This window comes from uncultured Maribacter sp. (assembly GCF_947495965.1).
Lineage (GTDB): Bacteria > Bacteroidota > Bacteroidia > Flavobacteriales > Flavobacteriaceae > Maribacter_B.
The window spans coordinates 152,240-172,707 of the sequence record NZ_CANMBB010000007.1 but is presented as its reverse complement, the minus strand read 5'-3'; the positions used below and the strand labels follow the sequence as shown (position 1 = coordinate 172,707).

At 31.0% G+C, this 20,468-nt stretch carries 22 protein-coding genes; 8 read left to right on the top strand and 14 right to left on the bottom strand.

What is annotated here, in order from left to right:
• Positions 1 to 57 precede the first annotated feature (57 nt).
• Together Q0820_RS13710 and Q0820_RS13705 are read right to left on the bottom strand one after the other, a co-directional pair.
• Complete coding sequence (locus Q0820_RS13710) at positions 58 to 615, bottom strand: DUF2911 domain-containing protein (RefSeq protein ID WP_298488301.1); 558 nt, start codon at positions 613 to 615, stop codon at positions 58 to 60.
• A 22-nt stretch (positions 616 to 637) separates the two neighbouring features.
• Positions 638 to 1,546: an aldose epimerase family protein gene (locus Q0820_RS13705; protein WP_298488299.1), complete on the bottom strand. Its 909-nt coding sequence runs from the start codon at positions 1,544 to 1,546 to the stop codon at positions 638 to 640.
• A gap of 110 nt (positions 1,547 to 1,656) precedes the next feature.
• Between Q0820_RS13705 and Q0820_RS13700 the strand changes: the two genes are divergently transcribed.
• The 3 genes from Q0820_RS13700 to Q0820_RS13690 are packed head-to-tail and all read left to right on the top strand — an operon-like array spanning position 1,657 to position 4,136.
• Positions 1,657 to 2,199: an RNA polymerase sigma factor gene (locus tag Q0820_RS13700; RefSeq protein ID WP_298488297.1), complete on the top strand. Its 543-nt coding sequence runs from the start codon at positions 1,657 to 1,659 to the stop codon at positions 2,197 to 2,199.
• Entirely contained in the window at positions 2,183 to 2,752 is a 570-nt protein-coding gene (locus Q0820_RS13695; RefSeq protein WP_298488295.1) for a hypothetical protein, read from the top strand. Before Q0820_RS13700 ends, Q0820_RS13695 begins: the two co-directional genes overlap by 17 nt.
• Positions 2,736 to 4,136, top strand: coding sequence for a hypothetical protein (locus tag Q0820_RS13690; protein WP_298488293.1), 1,401 nt, complete (start codon positions 2,736 to 2,738; stop codon positions 4,134 to 4,136). The genes Q0820_RS13695 and Q0820_RS13690 overlap by 17 nt, the downstream gene beginning before the upstream one ends.
• 2 nt (positions 4,137 to 4,138) lie before the next feature.
• Here Q0820_RS13690 and Q0820_RS13685 read toward each other — a convergent pair whose 3' ends face one another.
• The 4 genes from Q0820_RS13685 to msrA all read right to left on the bottom strand — a co-directional run bounded on the left by Q0820_RS13685 (position 4,139) and on the right by msrA (position 8,984).
• Positions 4,139 to 5,326, bottom strand: a complete 1,188-nt coding sequence (locus Q0820_RS13685; RefSeq protein WP_298488291.1) for a Gfo/Idh/MocA family oxidoreductase — start codon at positions 5,324 to 5,326, stop codon at positions 4,139 to 4,141.
• A gap of 3 nt (positions 5,327 to 5,329) precedes the next feature.
• Complete coding sequence (locus Q0820_RS13680) at positions 5,330 to 6,658, bottom strand: Gfo/Idh/MocA family oxidoreductase (RefSeq protein ID WP_298488289.1); 1,329 nt, start codon at positions 6,656 to 6,658, stop codon at positions 5,330 to 5,332.
• 3 nt (positions 6,659 to 6,661) lie between these two features.
• Complete coding sequence (locus Q0820_RS13675) at positions 6,662 to 8,047, bottom strand: DUF1080 domain-containing protein (protein WP_298488287.1); 1,386 nt, start codon at positions 8,045 to 8,047, stop codon at positions 6,662 to 6,664.
• 250 nt (positions 8,048 to 8,297) lie between these two features.
• The gene (msrA, locus tag Q0820_RS13670; RefSeq protein ID WP_298488285.1) at positions 8,298 to 8,984 is read right to left on the bottom strand and encodes a peptide-methionine (S)-S-oxide reductase MsrA; all 687 of its coding nucleotides are present in this window, start codon (positions 8,982 to 8,984) and stop codon (positions 8,298 to 8,300) included.
• A gap of 121 nt (positions 8,985 to 9,105) precedes the next feature.
• Here msrA and Q0820_RS13665 point away from each other — a divergent pair, with 121 nt between their 5' ends.
• A complete protein-coding gene (locus tag Q0820_RS13665; RefSeq protein WP_298488284.1) occupies positions 9,106 to 9,792 on the top strand; it encodes a peptidoglycan DD-metalloendopeptidase family protein in 687 nt (228 codons plus the stop codon).
• Between the two features lie 178 nt (positions 9,793 to 9,970).
• Complete coding sequence (locus Q0820_RS13660; protein WP_298488282.1) at positions 9,971 to 10,192, top strand: hypothetical protein; 222 nt, start codon at positions 9,971 to 9,973, stop codon at positions 10,190 to 10,192.
• A gap of 137 nt (positions 10,193 to 10,329) precedes the next feature.
• On the opposite strand, the gene Q0820_RS13655 is transcribed toward Q0820_RS13660, so the two are convergent.
• Both Q0820_RS13655 and Q0820_RS13650 read right to left on the bottom strand, forming a co-directional pair.
• The gene (locus Q0820_RS13655; RefSeq protein ID WP_298488281.1) at positions 10,330 to 10,923 is read right to left on the bottom strand and encodes a hypothetical protein; all 594 of its coding nucleotides are present in this window, start codon (positions 10,921 to 10,923) and stop codon (positions 10,330 to 10,332) included.
• Between the two features lie 64 nt (positions 10,924 to 10,987).
• Positions 10,988 to 11,557, bottom strand: coding sequence for a Crp/Fnr family transcriptional regulator (locus Q0820_RS13650; protein WP_298488279.1), 570 nt, complete (start codon positions 11,555 to 11,557; stop codon positions 10,988 to 10,990).
• A 228-nt stretch (positions 11,558 to 11,785) separates the two neighbouring features.
• On the opposite strand from Q0820_RS13650, the gene Q0820_RS13645 reads away from it, so the two are divergent.
• A complete protein-coding gene (locus tag Q0820_RS13645; protein ID WP_298488277.1) occupies positions 11,786 to 12,007 on the top strand; it encodes a hypothetical protein in 222 nt (73 codons plus the stop codon).
• Here Q0820_RS13645 and Q0820_RS13640 read toward each other — a convergent pair.
• Positions 11,999 to 12,490 carry a GyrI-like domain-containing protein gene (locus Q0820_RS13640; RefSeq protein WP_298488275.1) on the bottom strand — a complete coding sequence of 164 codons (492 nt, stop codon included), beginning with the start codon at positions 12,488 to 12,490 and terminating at the stop codon, positions 11,999 to 12,001. The two genes, Q0820_RS13645 and Q0820_RS13640, sit on opposite strands and share 9 nt — an antisense overlap.
• An 11-nt stretch (positions 12,491 to 12,501) precedes the next feature.
• Complete coding sequence (locus Q0820_RS13635; RefSeq protein WP_298488274.1) at positions 12,502 to 13,176, bottom strand: DUF2490 domain-containing protein; 675 nt, start codon at positions 13,174 to 13,176, stop codon at positions 12,502 to 12,504.
• Positions 13,177 to 13,462: 286 nt separating this feature from the next.
• Between Q0820_RS13635 and Q0820_RS13630 the strand changes: the two genes are divergently transcribed.
• Positions 13,463 to 13,684 carry a hypothetical protein gene (locus tag Q0820_RS13630; RefSeq protein WP_298488271.1) on the top strand — a complete coding sequence of 74 codons (222 nt, stop codon included), beginning with the start codon at positions 13,463 to 13,465 and terminating at the stop codon, positions 13,682 to 13,684.
• A gap of 54 nt (positions 13,685 to 13,738) precedes the next feature.
• Here Q0820_RS13630 and Q0820_RS13625 read toward each other — a convergent pair whose 3' ends face one another.
• Positions 13,739 to 14,191 carry a carboxymuconolactone decarboxylase family protein gene (locus Q0820_RS13625; protein ID WP_298488269.1) on the bottom strand — a complete coding sequence of 151 codons (453 nt, stop codon included), beginning with the start codon at positions 14,189 to 14,191 and terminating at the stop codon, positions 13,739 to 13,741.
• 172 nt (positions 14,192 to 14,363) lie between these two features.
• Complete coding sequence (locus Q0820_RS13620; protein WP_298488267.1) at positions 14,364 to 14,948, bottom strand: cyclic nucleotide-binding domain-containing protein; 585 nt, start codon at positions 14,946 to 14,948, stop codon at positions 14,364 to 14,366.
• A 246-nt stretch (positions 14,949 to 15,194) separates the two neighbouring features.
• Between Q0820_RS13620 and Q0820_RS13615 the strand changes: the two genes are divergently transcribed.
• Complete coding sequence (locus Q0820_RS13615) at positions 15,195 to 15,446, top strand: hypothetical protein (RefSeq protein ID WP_298488265.1); 252 nt, start codon at positions 15,195 to 15,197, stop codon at positions 15,444 to 15,446.
• Positions 15,447 to 15,951: 505 nt separating this feature from the next.
• On the opposite strand, the gene Q0820_RS13610 is transcribed toward Q0820_RS13615, so the two are convergent.
• Together Q0820_RS13610 and secA are read right to left on the bottom strand one after the other, a co-directional pair.
• Positions 15,952 to 16,845 (bottom strand): sensor histidine kinase, encoded by an 894-nt coding sequence (locus tag Q0820_RS13610; protein ID WP_298488264.1) that lies wholly within the window; start codon positions 16,843 to 16,845, stop codon positions 15,952 to 15,954.
• Between the two features lie 184 nt (positions 16,846 to 17,029).
• Entirely contained in the window at positions 17,030 to 20,389 is a 3,360-nt protein-coding gene (gene secA / locus Q0820_RS13605) for a preprotein translocase subunit SecA (RefSeq protein ID WP_298488262.1), read from the bottom strand.
• Positions 20,390 to 20,468 lie beyond the last annotated feature (79 nt).

The window sequence follows — 20,468 nt, the reverse complement described above, 5'->3', positions numbered from 1 at the left end:
CAAAGTTATGTTTTTTATTGCAAGTGGGCTTAACAATTTTGTAATGAAAATTTTGTGTTAATTAATAGGGATATTTACTCTGGTAGTGTCCCAAGCAAGAAATAAAGCAAGCTCATTAGAATCATCAAAATCTATTGTAAATTTTTCGGTTACTTTTGATAGCTTTTCGGTAGGCACAGTTATGTTTACCACATCATTTTCTGGGTTTCTAGTAGTTTCTTTTCCACCACTTAAAATAGTAACCCCCCATTCTGGAACTTCACTATTAAAAATTACATTCCATTGTTCTTTGTTTGGGATGGTCCATAAAGAATAAATACCGGCGGGTAAGTTTTTGTCTAGAATTTTAATATCTGTTTCTGTTATAAAGGAAGTTGGCTCATTTGCACCGGTACGCCATACGTGATTATAAGGAATTAATTCGCCAAATAATACTCTTCCTTTTTTGGACGGACTAGAATATATAACCTTTAAATCTTTATTATTTTTATGATAGTTAGCAGTTTGTTCTGGACTATGCTTTTTTGTTTGCCTTTGCATGTAGGGCATTGCAATGAATTTTATAAGAAGGGTAATGCCAATGAAAATTATTAAAATCCATTTTAACTTTTTCATAATCAATATTTTAAAGTATGTTCTAAGGTACTAAATCAAACTTAAAGATAGCAATGTTATGGTATTTTTCTCCTGGTTTTAAAACACTGCTTGGAAAATGTTTTTGGTTTGGTGCATCTGGGTAGTTTTGAGTTTCAAAACAAATAGCAGGGAACCCGTCAGGGGTATACACTACAACTGCGGGTTGGTTGGTGTATACTTTCATACCAATTCCAGTTTTTTTAGAACTTACCTCTGCAGCTTTATCACTACTTAAATCTATCGCAAAAGGAGTATCTAATCTTGTGCTGCCAATTCTACGTTGTTTAACAAAGTCATACTCACTTCCTCTAACAGATTTAGAAGCTCCTGTTGGAATTAACTGCTCTGTAGTTTCTAACATTTCAGGACAATTAAGTTGTAACTCATAATCATCAATAAACGTTTCATCATCTAATCTAAAATAAGAATGATTAGTTAAGTTTACTACCGTTGTACGGTCTGTAGTTGCCTCATGAATTACGTGTAGCGCATTATCTACCAGTTTATAAGTTACTGTGGCTGTTAGGTTTCCTGGGTAACCTTCTTCTAAATGTTTACTATGGTATTGTAGTGTAACAAACGGTTCTTCTTTATAATTAATTTCAATGATTTTCCAATGTTGTCTGCTAAAATTATTTTTACCCCCATGTAAGTGTACACCATTAGTAGAGCTTAAGTGAAATTGTTCTCTATCTAGCTCAAACCCTCCATTAGAAATTCTTCCAGCGTATCTACCAACGCAAGCTCCAAGAAAAAACGCATCTTTTAAGTATTTACTGGGGTAGTCATAACCAACAACAACATTTGTAGATACACCGTTTTTATCTTTCACTAATATTTTTTGTATAACCGCGCCATAGTCTAATACAATTAATGTGATAAAACTATTATTAATGGTAACTTGTTTCAAAAGGACAAAATTTTAAAAATCGATATAAAAATAATTGTTTTCTGCAACATCGATATAATTCTTTCGTCCTTAGTTTAACAAAGCAACCAAAAAAAGACAGAAACTGGCCAATGTTTCAAATAGATGTAGTAGAACAGTGTAAACAAAATAACCGTAAAGCTCAAGTAAAATTGTATAGGCAATATTGCGATGGCATGTACTGTGTTGCCATGCGTTTTGTAAAAAATGCAGATGATGCAGAAGATGTATTACAAGAGTCATTTATTAAAGCTTTTCAGAAAATAGAACAATTTAAAGGAGAGGTAACGTTTGGTGCATGGTTAAAGAGAATTGTAGTAAATAAGAGTATAGATTTTTTAAAAAAGAAGCAAGAAAAATTAGTGGCTCTAGATGAAAGCTATATGCATATTGTAGAAGATGAAGATTGGAGTATTGCTCCAGAGTATACATTTAATGATGTACGCAAAGCAATAGATCAGTTGCCAGAAAATTATAAATATGTAGTAATGATGTTTTTGATAGAAGGTTATGATCATATAGAAATATCAGAAGTTTTAAATATTACACATAGTACCTGTAGAACTAGATTATTACGAGGGAAAGGATATTTAAAAGAAATATTAAAAGGAAAAGATTATGGAACAGGATCTTAGAGAATTATTTAAAAAAGAACAACAAGCACATACGTCAAAACTAAAAGATGGTCATGAAGAACGTTTTTTAAAGCGGTTAGATAATGGTGTATTTAAAGAAAAAAAGAAAAGTTTTAGTGTATTAAAAATTGCAGCTACAATTTTAATACTAATAACTGCAGGTGTTTTTGGATATAAAGAATATAACAAGCAGGAAACAATAGAAACAATTGTAGTTACTAAAAACCCTGTTAATAAAGAACCAATTTCATTAGGAGACCTTTCTCCAGATTTAAAAAAAGTAGAAGATTATTATACAGCAACAATAAACGTATCGCTATCTAATTTACAGGTTTCTAATAAAAATAAAATGCTTGTAGATGGTTATATGGAACAGTTAACAAAGTTAAATTCTGAATACGAAATTTTAACTAAAGAATTGAATGAATCTGGGCCTAATGACTATACTATTAATGCATTAATTAAAAATTTGCAGTTAAGATTACAGTTGTTGCAAAAGCTAAAAAAGAAATTAGATCAATTAAAAACAGAAGAAAATGACCAAATTATATAGAACAAAATATTTATTATTAATTATTGTACTGTCTGTATTTGTATGCAGCGGACAAAAAAATAGTAAGGTATATAAAGAGACTTTTAAAGTAGTAGATAGTGCTATTTTAGAAATAAAAACAAGCTATGCGGATATAGAATTTGATACTTGGGACAAAAATGAAGTATCTATAGAGGCAACAGTTGTTTTGGAAGGAGCTACTGAGGAAGATGCAGCTCTATACTTTAAGAATGATCCTATACAAATATTAGGAAGTAGTAAAAGAATAGTTGTAACATCTAATAATAAGGGTCCTTCCGCATTTAGTAGTGGCCATTTTAATATGGACGATTTTAGTTTTAATATGCCAGAGATTAATGCTATGAAACATATTGTTGTTGAACTTCCTGAGCTACCTGAAATGCCTGAGTTGCCAGAGCTTCCAGAGCTTCCAGAAATGCCACCATTGCCATCAGTATCTGCTTTTAAATTTGATTACAAAGCGTATGAAGAAGAAGGGGATGCTTATTTAAAAAAATGGCAGAAAGATTTTGATAAAAACTTTGATAAGGATTACCAAGAAAAAATAGAAGCTTGGAGCGAAAAAATGGAAGCTAAAATGGAAAAGGCTGAAATTAAAAGAGAAAAAGCGCAAATAAGAATGGAAGCAGCACATTTAGAAAGAGAACGAGCTCATGAGCAAAGAGAACAAGCACATAGGCTAGAGGAGGAGCGTCATAGAAATGATGCAGCTGCTCACAGAAAAGTTTTTATATCTAGAGAGGGTAAGACAAAGAATTTTAATATAAAGAAGAAATTAAAAATTAAGTTGCCAAAATCTACCAAAATGAACTTAAATATTAGACACGGTGAGGTTAAGCTTGCCCAACAAACTTTTAATTTAAAGGCAACTTTGTCGCATTCTAATTTATCTGGCAACATTATAGAGGGGAATAATACAATGGTAAATGCATCGTACTCTCCAGTGGCTATTCAAAAATGGAATTATGGAAGCTTAAAGGCCGATTATTCTGATTATATAACCTTAGACGAAGTGTTGTTTTTAAATCTTAACGCAACTTCTTCAGATGTTACAATAAATAAAATTCTAAAAAAAGTAGTAATTAATAACAAGTTTGGACCTCTTAAAATTAATTATGTGGATGGTGGTTTTAAAGCTATAAATATAACTATGCAAAATGCAGAGTTGGAATGTAATTTGCCAAATTCGGCATGTAATATAGAGGGGCTTATGTATGCTTCAGAGTTTTCTTATCCAGAAGGTGTGCATGTAAAAAAAGACTGTAATTCTAATACCACAAGGATAAGCGGTTATCATAAAAACAACTCCTCTAAAAAAAATATTACTATAGATACTAAATTTAGCGAAGTTGTTTTAAAATAGTTTTAACTTATTTTAGAAGGCCATTTTACAATACTTTCTGTATACATAGCCTCTAATCCCATTTGCACCGCGATAGCTGTATTGGCTCCTGTTGTTATATTAGATATAGGAGAAGAGTTTAGGGTAATACTATCTCTAAAGTCTTGTAAAGCTTGCTTACTTGGGTTTAGATGTTCCATTTTTATTGGATACCCTTTATTTTTATCAAAAGTAACAGTAGCTCCTGCAACACCATCTACGGTTCCTAGTTTTTTGTTTTTTACTCCTTCAGGATAAAACCAAGCATTTCTAGTTCCCATAATAATGGTTCCTTTATCTCCTTTTACTTTTATTTGATAACCGCCTTTAGCATTACTTGTTAAGCAAGTAAATTTGGCTTTTACTCCCTTAGGATAATCATATAGTAAATTTACATTATCATATGTTTCTCTACCATCTTTCCAATAGTCTATACCGCCAATACCCATTACTTTTTTTGGAGTAGCATCTAGTACCCAATTCACAAAATCTATTTGGTGCGAGCATAGTTCGGCCACTAAACCACCAGAAAACTCTTTATACATTCTCCAGTTAATTGCTCTCTCTAATTCGGGTTTTGGTACTGGTCTTCTCCAGTTTCCGTTTCTATTCCATTGGCATTCAAAAGAAGTTATTTTACCAACCTTCCCCTCTTTTAGTAAATTTACTACATGGGTGTATAAACGTGAACTATGGTATTGGTGCCCTGTTTGAAAAACAGTATTAGATATTTTTGTTTTATTTATTAGGTTTTGAATACCATCTAAACCTTTTGCCATTGTTTTTTCACAATACACATGTTTGCCAGCATCTAAAGCATCTATGGCAATTTTGGAATGGGTATTAAAAGGAGTAGAGATTAAAACAGCATCAATATCTGGATTATTTAATAATTTTCTATAATCCGAATATCCTTTAGTTTTTTTGGCTGCGTTACTCAATCCTTTTTCTAATCTAAAAGGTAGGGTATCACAACAGGCTACAACATCAAAATTTTTAATTTCATTTATTAGAGGGATTAACCCACTGCCTCGATTTCCCGTGCCAATTACTCCAATAGTTACTTTATCTAGAGTGTTTTTAGAATTAAGAATATTGGCCACAACATTTGTTGAGGTAGCGATACCTGCGGTGGCTAAACCTCCTTTTAATACAAAATCTCTTCTTTTCATTTGTTATAATTTAGGTTCCCAACCTGCGGCATATTCTCTTTTCCAGCCTTCCATAGCTTTTGCATTGTTGGTCACTTTTCCTGTTAAGGTATCAATTTTTAGAGTTTCTCCAGCGTCTTGTGCCATATTTCCTAAATGGCATAGCATTGTGGATATACTTGCGTCCTGAATGTCTGAATGTAAACTTTTATCTTCACGAATAGCGTCAAAGAAATTGCCAACATGAGATACGTCTAAACTACCATCGCCTCTGGTGTTTGTAGTAGCACTTTGTCCTGCTTCTTTTTCTGTTTTTATAAGTGAACCATCTAAAGCAAATAAATTATAAGCATTTCTACTTAGAGTAATAGAGCCTTTGCTGCCATATATTGTAGCGCCTCTTCCAGGTTGTTTTGGTTGTATTTTTCCACGGCTATGACCAGTCCATGTTAAAAATTTATCATCCTTAAATTTGTAAGTTACTTGTTGGTTATCTACAAATTCCCAGTCATCTTCATAGGTGTATTTACCTCCAAAAGAGGTAACACTTTCTGGTAAATCTACTCCTAAAGCCCAACGGCAAATATCTATTTCATGGGTTCCATTATTATGTATTTCTCCTGTTCCCCAATTATGAAACCAGTGCCAGTTATATGGGTGAATATTATCTTTGTACTCTTTTCTAGGTGCTGGGCCTTGCCATAATTCCCAATCTAATGTTTTTGGAACGTCTGTAACTTTTCCAATGCCAATAGAACCTCTATTGTTAGAGTAGTAAGCTTCCCCTTTATAAACATCTCCAATAATACCTTCTCTTATTTCTTTTATAGCAAGAATAGAACTTTTAGCAGAGCGCTGTTGGTTTCCCATTTGTACTTTTTTACCGTATTTCTTTTGCGCTTGTACCAGTAAATCATTTTCATACGGGTTATGGCTACATGGTTTTTCTACATAAACATGTTTTCCTGCTTGTAAAGCCATTATAGCCATTGGTGCATGCCAGTGTTCTGGAGTTGCAATAAAAACGGCATCTACCCTTTTGTCTTCTAATACTTTTCTAAAATCTTTCTCTACTTTAGGTACATATCCAATATTCTCTTTGCACCATATATTATGCTCTTCTATAATAGTATCATCTACATCACAGTTATATAAAATTTTAGCATTTTTATCTTTATTTATAGCTACTATATGAGATTTAGCTCTACTACGAACACCAATAATTGCACAATTTATTTTATCGTTTGCACCAAGTATACCTGCGTAACTAGAACTAGGTAATACCAAGCCTCCTAAGGTTACAGCTGCAGTTCCTGCAGTAGTTTTTTTTATAAAATTTCTTCTTGAATTCATATTTTATTTTTTAGGAGATTTATTAACTTTTATATTTTTGAAGGAAACTTTATTTCCGTGATCTTGTAATAATAATTGCCCTTTTTCAAGTTCTCCAAAATTTGGCCATTTCTTATATTTGCTTTCAGCTACTAATTTTAAATATTCTGGACTTTTTCTTTCATATTCTAAAACTTTTACACCGTTTATCCAGTGTTCTACATGATTATCTATGGATGAAATATAGGCTGTGTTCCAATCTCCTATTGGATTTACGGGCTTGTTTGGGTCTGCTTTAATTAAGTCATACAAAGAGCATACCGTTCTGCTTCCTTCATGATTTCCTTTTTTTGCATCTGGATGTAAAGTATCATCTAAAATTTGATATTCTAAGCCTATAGAAGAGCCTGCTCCTTTATTTAGTTCCGTATCTACATAATATTTAATACCACTGTTTGCACCAGGGGTTAGTTTAAAATCTACAGATAATTCAAAATTTGCAAATAATTCTTTAGTAACAATATCTCCGCCAGCAGCAGATTCAGCACCATCAGAAGCTAATACGGTTAATTCTCCATTTTCTATTTCCCAGCCACTTTTTGGAAACGTTTCTAATTTAGCACCTTTCCAACCTTGTGTAGTTTTGCCATCCCATAACATTTCCCAACCAGCTTTTTCTTCGCTTACCGTAAGTTTATTTTTAGTGTATATAGGAGTTAAAGTAGATTTTTTGGAATATTTAGCCAAGTTGTCTGTAAGGATATTAATGTTTTTCCATATTATTTCTGTTCCTTCTTTCTTTTTTCCACCTATACTATGTACTTGTAATGCAATAAAACCACTTGCAGTTTTATCATCTATTAAATAAGCAGCAGGAACATCATTAATCCATGTTTTTAAAGTATCTCCTATGGCTTCAATTCTATAGTGATTCCAGTCGTTATTTTTAAAAGCTTTTTGCGCTTCAGGGTTTTTATCTAATGGGTTTAGCCAACCTCTACGGGCTTCATCAAAAATTCCAGCACTCCATGCACGTGAAGAGGGGTCTATTTCTACTTGGTAACCGTGAACTCTACCATTTTTATAATAAGGAAAACTATTGCTTCGTATTTGTATACCAGAATTCATACTGGAGTCTACCTTATAATCTAACTCAAGAATAAAATCGCCATACATTTTATCTGATGTTAAAAAAGAATTAGGGGTCTTTTTTACTGTAGTTCCTACTATGGCACCATCTCTTACCGTGTATTTAGCAACACCTCCTTTTTGTGACCAGCCATTCAGTGTTTCTCCATCAAAAAGGGAAACCCAAGGTGTTGTATCTTTTTTTTGTTCTGTACAGCCAATAACTGTTATTACGCATAATAGAAGGTATATTATGGAACGTGATTTTAATACTGTTTTCATAAAATAGATAATTTGTTTGATTTTTAAGCTGATTTTATTTCACCGTGTTCGTACACGGTAGGGAAATCGAAGGTACAAATTATTAGAATATATTTTACATTTTATCTATAAAATACATAAAGTAATTGTGTTAATCTTATTCCTAACTAGGAAAATAAGGAGTATTCTCATTATTGTGCAGGGGATAGTATAAAAAAAAGCTTCTTTATTACATAGGTAATAAAGAAGCTTTTTTTTAATAAAATTCAGTTTAGTGTGAATTATCTTTTAAAAATTCTCCAAAATTCTTTTTAAATCTATTTAGCCTTGGGATAGATACATTTTTTATATAGGAGTTATCTGGGTTTCTTTTTTCATAATCTTGATGGTACTCTTCTGCTTTATAAAATTTAGAAAAAGCGGTTACTTCTGTTGTTATAGGTAAACCATCATATACATTTTGGTCTTTTAAAGCTTTTATATAAGAGGTAATAATTTCTTTCTCTTTTTCATTTTTATAAAAAGCTATAGATCTATATTGTGTTCCTTTGTCTGGTCCTTGGCGGTTTAGTGTAGTTGGGTCATGTGAGCCAAAAAATACTTGAACTAAAGCAGTAAAAGAAATTACATTTGGATCATAAAAAACTTCAACTGTTTCTGCATGGGTAGTTTTTCCATAACCAACATCTTCATAAGTTGGGTTTTTCTCTTTTCCTCCAGAATAGCCAGATACTACTTCTTTAACTCCTTTTACACTTTCAAAAATAGCTTCTACACACCAAAAACATCCGCTAGCAAAATAAGCAGTTTCATAGTCGCTTAATTCTTGTGGTGTAAGTTTTACTTCTGCTACTTCTTGTATTTCTTGTGTAACAGGTATTTCTTTTTTTATTTTAGATTGGCATCCAAGGGTAAAAAAAAATGAAGTTGATGCTAGTAATAATTTTATAAAGGACATATTTTTTCTGTTTTAGTACTCAAAAGATAAAATACCTTACAATAGAATAGGGTTAAAAAGTTGTTAATTAAAAATTTATATCAAATTTAATATAAAGCTATTCTTGTTTTAAGTTTACAATATGACAGATTTAGAAAAGATATTAGCTGCTATTCCTAAAAAACCTATACCTATTATTGATTCCCAATTTTCTTTCGATGTATATACTCCTTTAGATTTATCTGTTTCAAATACTAGTCTTGAACACTACAATATTACTACGCCAGCAGGATGTCAAGAATATATAGATACAGTTTTAGCTGCTTCGAAAGCAAAGGTTGCTTATGGCGGTTACTTGGAGCAAAGAAATTTGTATGCTAATACCCCTAGTTTTAATAGTGCATCTGATTTTGTTAGAAATATTCATTTAGGATTAGATGTGTGGGCACCAATAGGTACACCTATAATAACTCCTATGGACGGTAAAGTTCATAGTTTTAAAAATAATACTACCGCTGGAGATTATGGCCCAACTATAATTTTAGAACATTCTGTAAATAATGTTATCTTTTATACTTTATATGGGCACTTATCTATTTCTTCTTTAGAGCAATTGTATGTAGGTAAAGAATTTAAACAGGACGAAATTCTTGCTGAAATGGGAGCGCCGGAGATTAATGTTAACTATGCTCCACATTTACACTTCCAAATTATAAAAGATTTACAAGGGAATTTTGGAGATTATCCTGGTGTATCTTCTAAGGCAGATATAGACTATTATTCTAAAAATTGCCCCAACCCTAATTTATTACTTTCTATAGGTGTTTAGAATCCGATTAAAAACACTTTCTTTAGATAAGGTGTTTTTGGATGTGTGTACGTTTATCGAGCATTTTTTACACTTTATCCATATTTGTGTCAGTTGCCGAAAAATAAGGGGTTTTCAGCGTTTTGTAACCTAGCTACATACGGCTTTGGGCGTTTTAATTATATATAAAACGCAAGTCATGAAAACTATCTTAACTTTAATCTTTGTTCTTTTTATTACAGTAGCTGCTCAAGCTCAAAACAACACTAAAGAAGTTAAAGTAGTTACTATAGAAAAGACAATTGTTACAGAAACTACAGTTAATACTACAGAGGTTGCACGTTTATATAAAAGAACAAATGCTAAAGTAAAAAAGGCGTTAACTTTTACTACTAAAAGAAACAGAGCTAAATTGGCTTAACCTTTACTCGATAATCGAGATTTAAATGCTCCAACGCTTTCGTCTAAATCAATGCTAATTTTTGTTCTAATGCCTAGTGGGATTGTCTCTAGATTATTTACTCCCTATTAGTAATTTGGATAATATATAACCCTTGTTTAAGTAGATTGCGTTTTGCCCAAAGGTGTTTTAGCTTTTCTATTCAAGATTTTTATTCTAATCCACATCATGGCAAATATTAAAACAGCTATCCATGAAAAAGTAGTTAGTAAGCTTTTTAAGATAGTAAGTGTGCTAGATAGTAAAACAAAAGATTTAGATATTTCCACAGACTTTGTAATCATTAAGATAATGCATATGTTTTCAGAATAATCAAATGCCATAGCTAAAAAAGGAAGGAGCAAAAGAGGAAATGTTATTCTAGTACTGTTATTTGTAATTTTGATAAGACGAAATAAAAAACTACTTAAAAATAAAGCTAAAAGAAAAGGATAAAATATATCTAAGAGGGTTAATTGTGGAAATAGGTAAAGATTGATGGTTTCATTATTAAGTTTACTTATTATTAATTCTGCTGTAGATAAAGAATAACCTAAATTTTGAAGGTCAAATGCTTTAGTACCAATTTGACTATTAATTACTGGAAAAGTATATACCATCATTAGTATCAGGATACAGTGACTTGCGACAAATGTGATACTTAATTTTTTAACGGACGAAGTTTTTAAGAGAATAGAATTTAAAATAGACATACATTTTTTTTATAAAGCAAAAATGCTCCATTAAAAAATTATATCCATTAACAAATGATAAGAGTTACGATTGTGTTCTTAGTCTGCTTAAAGAAATAGTTGTTATTCCTAAATAAGAAGCAATATCTGTATGTGGTACAAGATTCTCAATATTAGGAAATTGTTTTCTTAGTCGTTCTAATCGGTCTTTGCCTTTAAGAGAGGCTAATCCTATTTCTTTTTGAACTTTTGTTATTAGTTCTTTCCTTAATACGGTATTTGCAAAATGTCTAATTTCTAGATCTTCAATCATTAATCTTTCTAATTTGTCGGCATCAATTGTTGCAATTTCTACATCTGTTAATGTACTTATATTTAATATAGATTTTCCTTCTAAACTTCTTGTTGTGTTTGGTGATAAGACAGAGCCAGACATAAAGAAGGAAATTGTTATATCTTCTCCTTCTGGTGTATAAAGGAAACTCTTGCAAATACCTTTAATTAAAAAGTACTCTAAGTTATTAGTTTGACCAACCTTAGTTATTGGTTCTCCTTTTTTTAGAAAACTATAGGTAACCAGTTTATTTATTTTCTCTAAAGATGAAATAGGTAGGGGAGTTACGGAGTGAATAATAGGAGTAATCTTGTCTTTCATTTTTTTAAGGTAGTAATCTTATCTTCTTTCACAAAAGAAAAGCATCTTATTTTCCGATTAAAAGCACTTTCTTTCGGTAAGAGGTTTTTAGGTGTGTGTACGTTTATCGAGCATTTTTTACACTTTATCTGTATTAGTGTCAGTTACCGAAAAATAAGGGGTTTTCAGCGTTTTATGACCTAGCTGCATACGGCTTTGGGCGTTTTAATTATATATAAAACGCAAGTCATGAAAACTATCTTAACTTTAATCTTTGTTCTTTTTATCGGAGTAGCTGCTCAAGCTCAAAACAACACGCAAGAAGTTAAAGTGGTTACTATAGAAAAGACAATTGTAAAAGAAACTACAGTTAAGAAAACGGAAGTTGCACGTTTATATAAAAGAACAAATGCTAAAGTAAAAAAGGCGTTAACTTTTACTACTAAAAGAAACAAAGCAAAATTAGCTTAAGATTTTATCTTTAATAGGAATCCAAACTTCTTCTTCAGAATCCTCAGAATTGTTTTTATATTTTTCTCCTAGTATTTCAAAATGTGGTCTTTGGTCTAAATTATATTTAGATTGCGGTAGCCAAGTTCCAAATATGTATTGCATAGTTTTAGGAAAGTCGCTTGTTTTTCCTTTATGAATAAAAACGGCATACATACCTCCTGGTAAAATAAAAGATTCCATTGCATTTGGTATAGCATTATAATCTGTTACTTCGGCAGCAGCCCATTTGGTAAAAACTGTATGCGGATTAAAGTTTTTAAAATCTAATGAGGCATCATAAACCTGAATAGAATATAAAGCAGCGTTTACTACATTAGAAATCTGTTTTTTTTGTTGCATAAAACTTTTCCATAGCGTAGGGGTTTTATTATCTACCAAAGACATTTTTAATTGTTTGCCAATTAGTTTCTTGTCTTTACTAATTTCTATTCTTGGAATCAAACTTACTATTCTTAAAAATTAACAAAACTTATAATATTAAACTGATCGCGGCTAGTAGTTTCAAAAAACTGGTTCATGTAACCAGCTTCTAGACGTATGTTTTTGTTTATTTTATATCCAAGACCTGCATAAACTCTATTTCTATCAAAAATAGAAGTTTTAGTATTTAAGAAAATCTCATTATAAGCAGAAAAGTAGTATTTGTCCTTTTCTTTACTTAACGGAACATTAATAGCTAAGAAATATCGGAAACGCATTTTAAAATCGTTAGCAACAAAACGTTGTTCAAATCTATACCTATGGTTAACTGAAACAATTCCTATACTTTGTTTAGATGTAAATTGCTGAAAAATTCGATGCTCATTTACGCTAAACTTATCATTTGTATTAACTATGTAGTTTTCAGAAGTAATATAGCCATAGCCTAATAAGATATTATTTTTGTTTTCATTAAACGAGTAGCCTAAACCTGTTCTTAGTAGTAATTGTTCTAAGTCTCCTATGGCATTATAGTTTCGTAATTGTACTTCGTTATGAAGATTCCATTTACTATTTAATTTTTTATTTCCAATATAGATAAGCCAATTTCCAAAATTACTTTCCTGACTTTGTACATAAGCCGGGAATGTAAGAGTTACTAATAATAGTAATACAGGAATCTTATTTTTTAAATACTGATAGTTCATAGTATAATTTTTTTGGCAAGCAAATATAGTAACATGATAATGAAAATTACATTTCTATATTTTTTTGATGCTTTTTATGCAACAAACAAGTAAAAAATCAATCTATAAATGTCGTTTAAAAACACATTATCTCGATAAGCCGTTTTTAGGTGTGTGTACGTTTATCGAGCATTTTTTACACTTTATCTGTATTAGTGTCGATTGCCGAAAAATAAGGGGTTTTCAGCGTTTTGTAACCTAGCTGCATACGGCTTTGGGCGTTTTAATTATATATAAAACGCAAGTCATGAAAACTATCTTAACTTTAATTTTTGTTCTTTTTATCTCTGTTGCAGCACAAGCTCAAAACAACACTAATGAATTAAAGGTTGTTACTATAGAAAAAACAATTGTAACAGAAACTACAGTTAAAACTACAGAGGTTGCACGTTTATATAAAAGAACAAATGCTAAAGTAAAAAAGGCTTTAACTTTTACTACTAAAAGAAACAAAGCTAAATTGGCTTAATCTAGTTTTAGTATTTTAGTTTCTATTACATATTGTTTTCTTAAAATACTACGATTACATCGAAACTTTATAATTACCTGGAGTAAATAAAAAAGTTTTCATAAGTCTATTCCAAGTATTTATTTGCGTAATAGCAAGTGTTATATAGCATATTTCAGATTTAGAAAAATATTCTTCTAAGGTTTTATAAATTTCATTATTAATAGGAGTATTGTCTATTTGTGTTAAAGTTTCCGAAAAATTTAAAACAGCCCTTTCTTTTTCTGAAAAATATGGTGTTTCTTTCCATACCACTAAAGAAGATAAACGGAGTTCTGTTTCGTTTATGTGTTTTAGTTCTTTGTAGTGCATATCTACACAATAGGCGCATCCGTTAATTTGAGAAACGCGCAGTTTAATTAATTTTAATAAAGACTCGTTAAGAGGTGATTGATTAATAAAATCTTCAATATTTTTTAGTTTTTGAAACATTCCGTCTGGAATATCTTGATAGGTAATTCTTTCCATTATTATTGTTTTTTAATTAGAGGCAACAAAATTAGAAAGTACACTAGGCATAACTTCTTAGGATTTCTTAAGAAATATTTACTCGATAATCGAGATTTAAATGCTCCAACACTTGCCTCGAAATCAATGCTAATTTTCTTTCTAATACCTTTCGGTCTTGCTCCGAGGTTTTTTACTGATGCATTGTTTTTTTTAATTCACTAAGATACTCAGGAGTAATATCTAAATAGGAGGCGACCATATATTGCGGCACTCGCTGCATAAAAGTTGGGTTTTTCTTTACAAAACCTAAATACCTTTCTTTGCTATTAAGCTTCATGAAAATTTCATCTTTTCGTAAAATAGCAATAAGCATATTCTCTGTAATTATTCTAAAGCAGCGTTCTAGTTTGGGGACTTTAGTATACAAACTGTTTAAAGTATTTTTATCTAAGCATAAGGCAGTAGTTTCTTCAATAGCTTGTATGGTATTAAAAGAAGGCTTTTCTTTCATAAAACTCTCCATACTAGTTACCCACCAATTTTCTATAGCAAATTGACTGGTTTTTTCTTCTCCAGCAGAATTTGTTGTAAACGATCTAACCAATCCTTTGCAAATAAAGAAATTGTAAAGACAAATTGAATTTTGTTCTAATAAGAAGCCTTTTTTCTTATAAGTTTTAAGTATTAGGTTTTTATAGATTATATCTATTTCGTTGTCTGAAAATGGAACAAACCTGTTTAAATAATCTTGTATTTGTAGTTTGTAATTTTTCATGAAATGTATACTATATAATAATTTGTTTAAAGATATTATTTATGCTCTTATGTTGGAATATTTTTTAATAAGTATGGATAAAGTGCACTAAAAACAGTTAAACATTTAGTAGTAGTGTATACGTTTATCTATGCTTTTTAGTACTTAATCTATTTTTTTTACACTAGCCGAAAATACTTGTTGTTCAGCGTATTATCTCTTTTTTGTTTAAGGTGGGTTCTAATTTTACAGAACCAAATCTTAGTTATGAAAGCAGTTATTACATTATTATTAATCTTATTTATGAGTGTTTTAGGTTTTGCAAAAAACTTACCTCTTGAGGAAAAAGTTACTACTTTAGAAAAAGGAGTAGTGTTGGAGCAAACAACATTAATCTCTTTTAAAAACCTAGAGATTACCAACGAAAAGCAACTAACACGTTTGTATATGTACAAAAATTCTAGAATTTTAAAAGAATTAGCTTTTAGAACCAAAAGAAATAGAATAAGACAGGCGTAAAGTATTGTATTTTAACTGTTAGTTTTTGTAGTTCATCTAAGAATCTATTTTTAAACTATAATACTTGTATTTCAGCGGTTTACTAAGGTTTATGAGCCTTGATAGTTTATCTTTAAATAACGAAACAACAAGTGTTAAAAGGTAATTTTAATACAAATTTAAATTATAGGGGCTATAGCACTTGCATAAAATAAATGCAAATGATTAAATGGGCTTTTCTTAAATGGGTATTATTCTGGATTCTAGCAGTAGTAGTTTTGGCTTTAATTTTAAGAGTAAAACGTTGGAGTAAAAAAAAGAGTTTAAAAATGCTAAATATATATTGGCATAATAATTGAAAGTATATTTATAGCTACTACAAATTGTAGCAAATTAATAAAAAAGATATGATAGCACTTCTAGTAGTAATTTCGGTAGTATTTGTAGGGTCATTAATTTTTAATTACAGAGAAAAAAGAGCAGCTTTACGTCCTATAAAAGTTCCTGTAGAGAAGAAAAAATAAGTTTATACAACTGGGTTTAGTTGTTGTCCTATTTCTTGGAACTTAATTATATAATTGGTTCCTTTTTTAGAAATATCTCTAATAACGGAACCTTTTAGTTGCCTTGTTAGGCTGTATATTAACTTTAACCCTAAAGACTTTGTGTTTTTATGGTTTACAGTTTCTGGAAAACCAACTCCATTATCTCCTATTATTAATACATATTCTTTATGAAGCTCTTTTTTAATAGCTATATGTATTTCTCCTTCAGAATCATCTACAATACCATATTTTAAGGCGTTTGTAATAGTTTCATTTATTAATAGCCCTAAAGGTATAGCAGTATCTATACCTAATTTTATATCTGGTATATCTATGGTTAATTTTACTTTGTTTTCTATCCCTTTTATAGACTTTATTAAATACTGACTTAGTTCTTGTACATAGGTTTTATACTCTATTTTTGAAAGGTCATTACGCATATAAAGCATTTCATGTATCATAGACATGGATATTACTCTATTTTGAGTGCCTTTAAGTAGTGTTTGCAGCTCTTTATCTTCCATGTTTCTAGATTGCATACTAAGCAGGCTAGATACTGTTTGTAAGTTGTTTTTTACTCTATGATGAATTTCTTTTAATAGGGTTTCTTTCTCTAATAGTTTTTTAGATAATGTATTATTACTATAAATAAGACTGCTGTTTGATAGTGTTATTCTTTTCTTTAAAAGAAAAGAATTTATAAAAATTAGAATCCCAAAAATTAAAAATGCTATTGCTACAAATACGTTTATATTAAAAACAAAATAACATACTCCAGCAAATAGTATTGCAGCTAGAGAAGAAACATAATTAACTATTAAAAAAAAGTTGGTTTTTTTTATTTGTTCTTTATTATCTAGTATGTTGTTATGCATATACTGGATTTTATAGCTTGGTTAGCGTAGTTATCCATTGTAAATCTAGTTATGTTTTTGGATTAAAACCAACAAGTTTCTGAAAATTTGAAAAAAACTAAGAGGAATTACTAGTTTTTCAAATTTATAGTACAAAAAAAACGGCAATCTTTATAAGATTGCCGTTTTATATATTCGCATAAGTTTATTCTTCAATTAAAACCCATTCGCCTTTAGTAATTAAAGGTTCGGCTTGTTTGTATTTAACAGTTTTACTTTCTCCAGACATTATGTTTTTAATAGTAACTCTATCGTTTCTACCAATTTTAGGCCTTTCTCTAGTAATAGTTTCAGTAACAGCAGGTCTTTGCCCTTGCGTTTGTCCTGCCGCTCTATTTTGTGCAGCAAGCTCATCGCTATTAGGAATTTCTTCTTTACTGGTTTGTAAATTCTCTTTTGGTCTTCTTACGCTTCCAGCTTCTTGTATGGTAGAGCTCTCAGAAGGTAATTCTCCTTTAAATAAGAAAGAAACTATTTCTTTATTCACCTTATCAATCATACTCTTAAAAAGCTCAAAAGCTTCAAATTTATATATTAATAATGGGTCTTTTTGTTCGTGTACAGCAAGTTGTACAGACTGTTTTAGCTCATCCATTTTACGTAAATGAGTTTTCCAAGAATCATCAATAATTGCTAAAGATATATTCTTCTCAAAATCTGTTACTAATTGCTTTCCGTTACTATCATAAGCATCTTGCAAGTTCGTAACTACATTTAAGCTCTTTATACCATCCGTAAAAGGCACTACAATTCTTTCAAATTTATTAGCTTGGTCTTCGTAAACCTGTTTAATTACAGGAAAAGCAGTAGTGGCATTACGTTCCATTTTTTCGGTGTAATACTGGTATGCCTCTTTGTATATGGTATTAGCTATTTCTTGTATTCCTAATTTTTCAAAATCTGCTTCAGAAACAGGAGAAGTTATAGAGAAATATTTAATAAGTTCAAACTCAAAATTCTTATAGTCACTAGCTCCTTTGTTAGTTTCGGTAATAACTTCGCAAGTGTCGTAAATCATATTTGCAATATCCACCTTTAGCCTTTCACCTTGTATGGCATGCCTTCTGCGTTTATAAACAACTTCTCTTTGCGCATTCATAACATCATCATATTCTAAAAGACGTTTACGAACACCAAAGTTATTTTCTTCTACTTTTTTCTGCGCACGTTCTATAGATTTGGTCATCATGCCATGCTGAATAACTTCACCATCTTCTAAGCCCATTTTATCCATCATTTTGGCTACTCTGTCCGAACCAAATAAACGCATAAGGTTATCTTCTAAAGAAACATAGAATTGTGAACTTCCTGGGTCTCCTTGACGACCAGAACGACCTCTTAACTGTCTATCTACCCTTCTAGAATCATGTCTTTCTGTACCTACAATTGCTAAACCACCAGCAGCCTTTACAGCGTCTGATAATTTAATATCCGTACCACGACCGGCCATGTTGGTTGCAATAGTTACAATACCAGGATTACCAGCTTCTGCAACAACGTCTGCTTCTTTTTTGTGCAGCTTGGCATTTAATACATTATGCGGTACTTTACGTATTGCTAACATACGGGATAGTAATTCAGAAATTTCTACCGATGTTGTACCAATTAATACAGGTCTGCCAGATTGTGATAGTTTGGTAACTTCATCAATAATGGCATTGTATTTTTCTCTTTTTGTTTTGTAAATTAAATCATTACGGTCATCACGAGCAATTGGTCTGTTGGTAGGTATTTCCATAACATCCAATTTGTAAATCTCCCAAAATTCCCCAGCTTCTGTAATGGCAGTACCCGTCATACCAGAAAGCTTACTATACATTCTAAAGTAATTTTGTAAAGTTACGGTTGCAAAAGTTTGTGTTAAGGCTTCAATCTTTACATTTTCTTTAGCTTCAATGGCTTGGTGTAAACCGTCTGAGTATCTACGGCCATCCATAATACGACCTGTTTGCTCATCTACAATCATTACCTTATTGTCCATTACTACATACTCTACATCTTTTTCAAAAAGAGTATAGGCTTTTAGTAATTGGCTCATGGTATGTATACGCTCACTTTTTACAGTAAAGTCTTTAAAAAGCTCTTCTTTAAGCTCTGCTTCTTTTTCTATTTCTAGATTTTGGTTTTCAATTTTAGCAATTTCTCCACCAATGTCTGGCATTACAAAGAAATCTTTGTCTTGGTCTCCAGAGATATAATCTACCCCTTTATCGGTAAGTTCTATTTGATTGTTTTTTTCATCAATTACAAATAACAACTCTTCATCTACCTTAGGCATTTCTCTGTTGTTATCTTGCATGTAAAAGTTTTCGGTTTTTTGAAGCAATTGTTTTATTCCTTCTTCACTTAAAAACTTAATTAATGCTTTGTTTTTTGGTAAACCTCTATGTACTCTTAACAAAAGGAAACCACCTTCTTTAGTATCTCCTTCAGAAATATGCTTTTTAGCTTCAGCAAAAACACCAGTAAGGTATTGCCTTTGTTTTTGAACAATTTCAGAAACTCTTGGTTTAAGTTCATTAAACTCATGACGGTCTCCTTCAGGAACAGGACCAGAGATTATTAATGGCGTACGAGCATCATCTACCAAAACAGAATCTACCTCATCTACAATAGAAAAGTTATGTGGACGCTGTACTAAATCTTTTGGTGCATGTGCCATGTTATCTCTTAAATAATCAAAGCCAAACTCATTGTTAGTACCATAAGTAATATCTGCATTGTAAGCTGCTCTACGACCTTCAGAATTTGGTTTATGATAATCTATACAATCTACAGAAAGACCATGAAATTGAAAAATAGGGGCCATCCATGCGCTATCTCTTTTTGCTAAATAATCATTCACAGTTACTAAGTGAGCACCATTTCCTGTTAGCGCATTTAAGTAGAGTGGAAGGGTAGCTACTAAGGTTTTACCTTCCCCAGTTTGCATTTCTGCAATTTTACCTTGGTGTAATGCAATACCACCTATTAATTGTACATCATAATGAATCATGTCCCAGGTTACTTCTTTACCCGCGGCATTCCATGAGTTTTGCCAAATAGCATTGTCTCCTTCTAGGGTAACATATTCTTTTTCTCCAGATAGTTCTCTGTCATATTCAGATGCGGAAACAGTTAATGTAGTATTATTTGCAAAACGTTTAGCGGTTTCTTTAACTACGGCAAATGCTTCTGGTAAAATATCATTTAATGTATCTTCAGATATTTTATATGCTTCTTCTTTAAGTTTATCTATTTCTGCATAGATGTCCTCATTCTTGTCTATGTCTGTAGATTCATTTACTTCTTCTGTTAGGGCATTAATTTTAGAAGTGATGTCAGAACAATTTTCCTTTATTTTGTTTTTAAACTCTGTAGTCTTAGCTCTTAGTTCATCATGACTAAGGTTTTCTAGAGCTGCTTCAAAAGATTTTACTTGTTTAATTATGGGTTGTAGTTCCTTAACATCTTTTTCGGATTTATCTCCTACAAACACCTTTAGTATTGAATTTATAAAACTCATAATTTTATTCTATATTTTAGAGAGAAAAACATAAACAACTAGTATAGTTAAGTATTGGTTTTTCAATAATTTTTTAAGC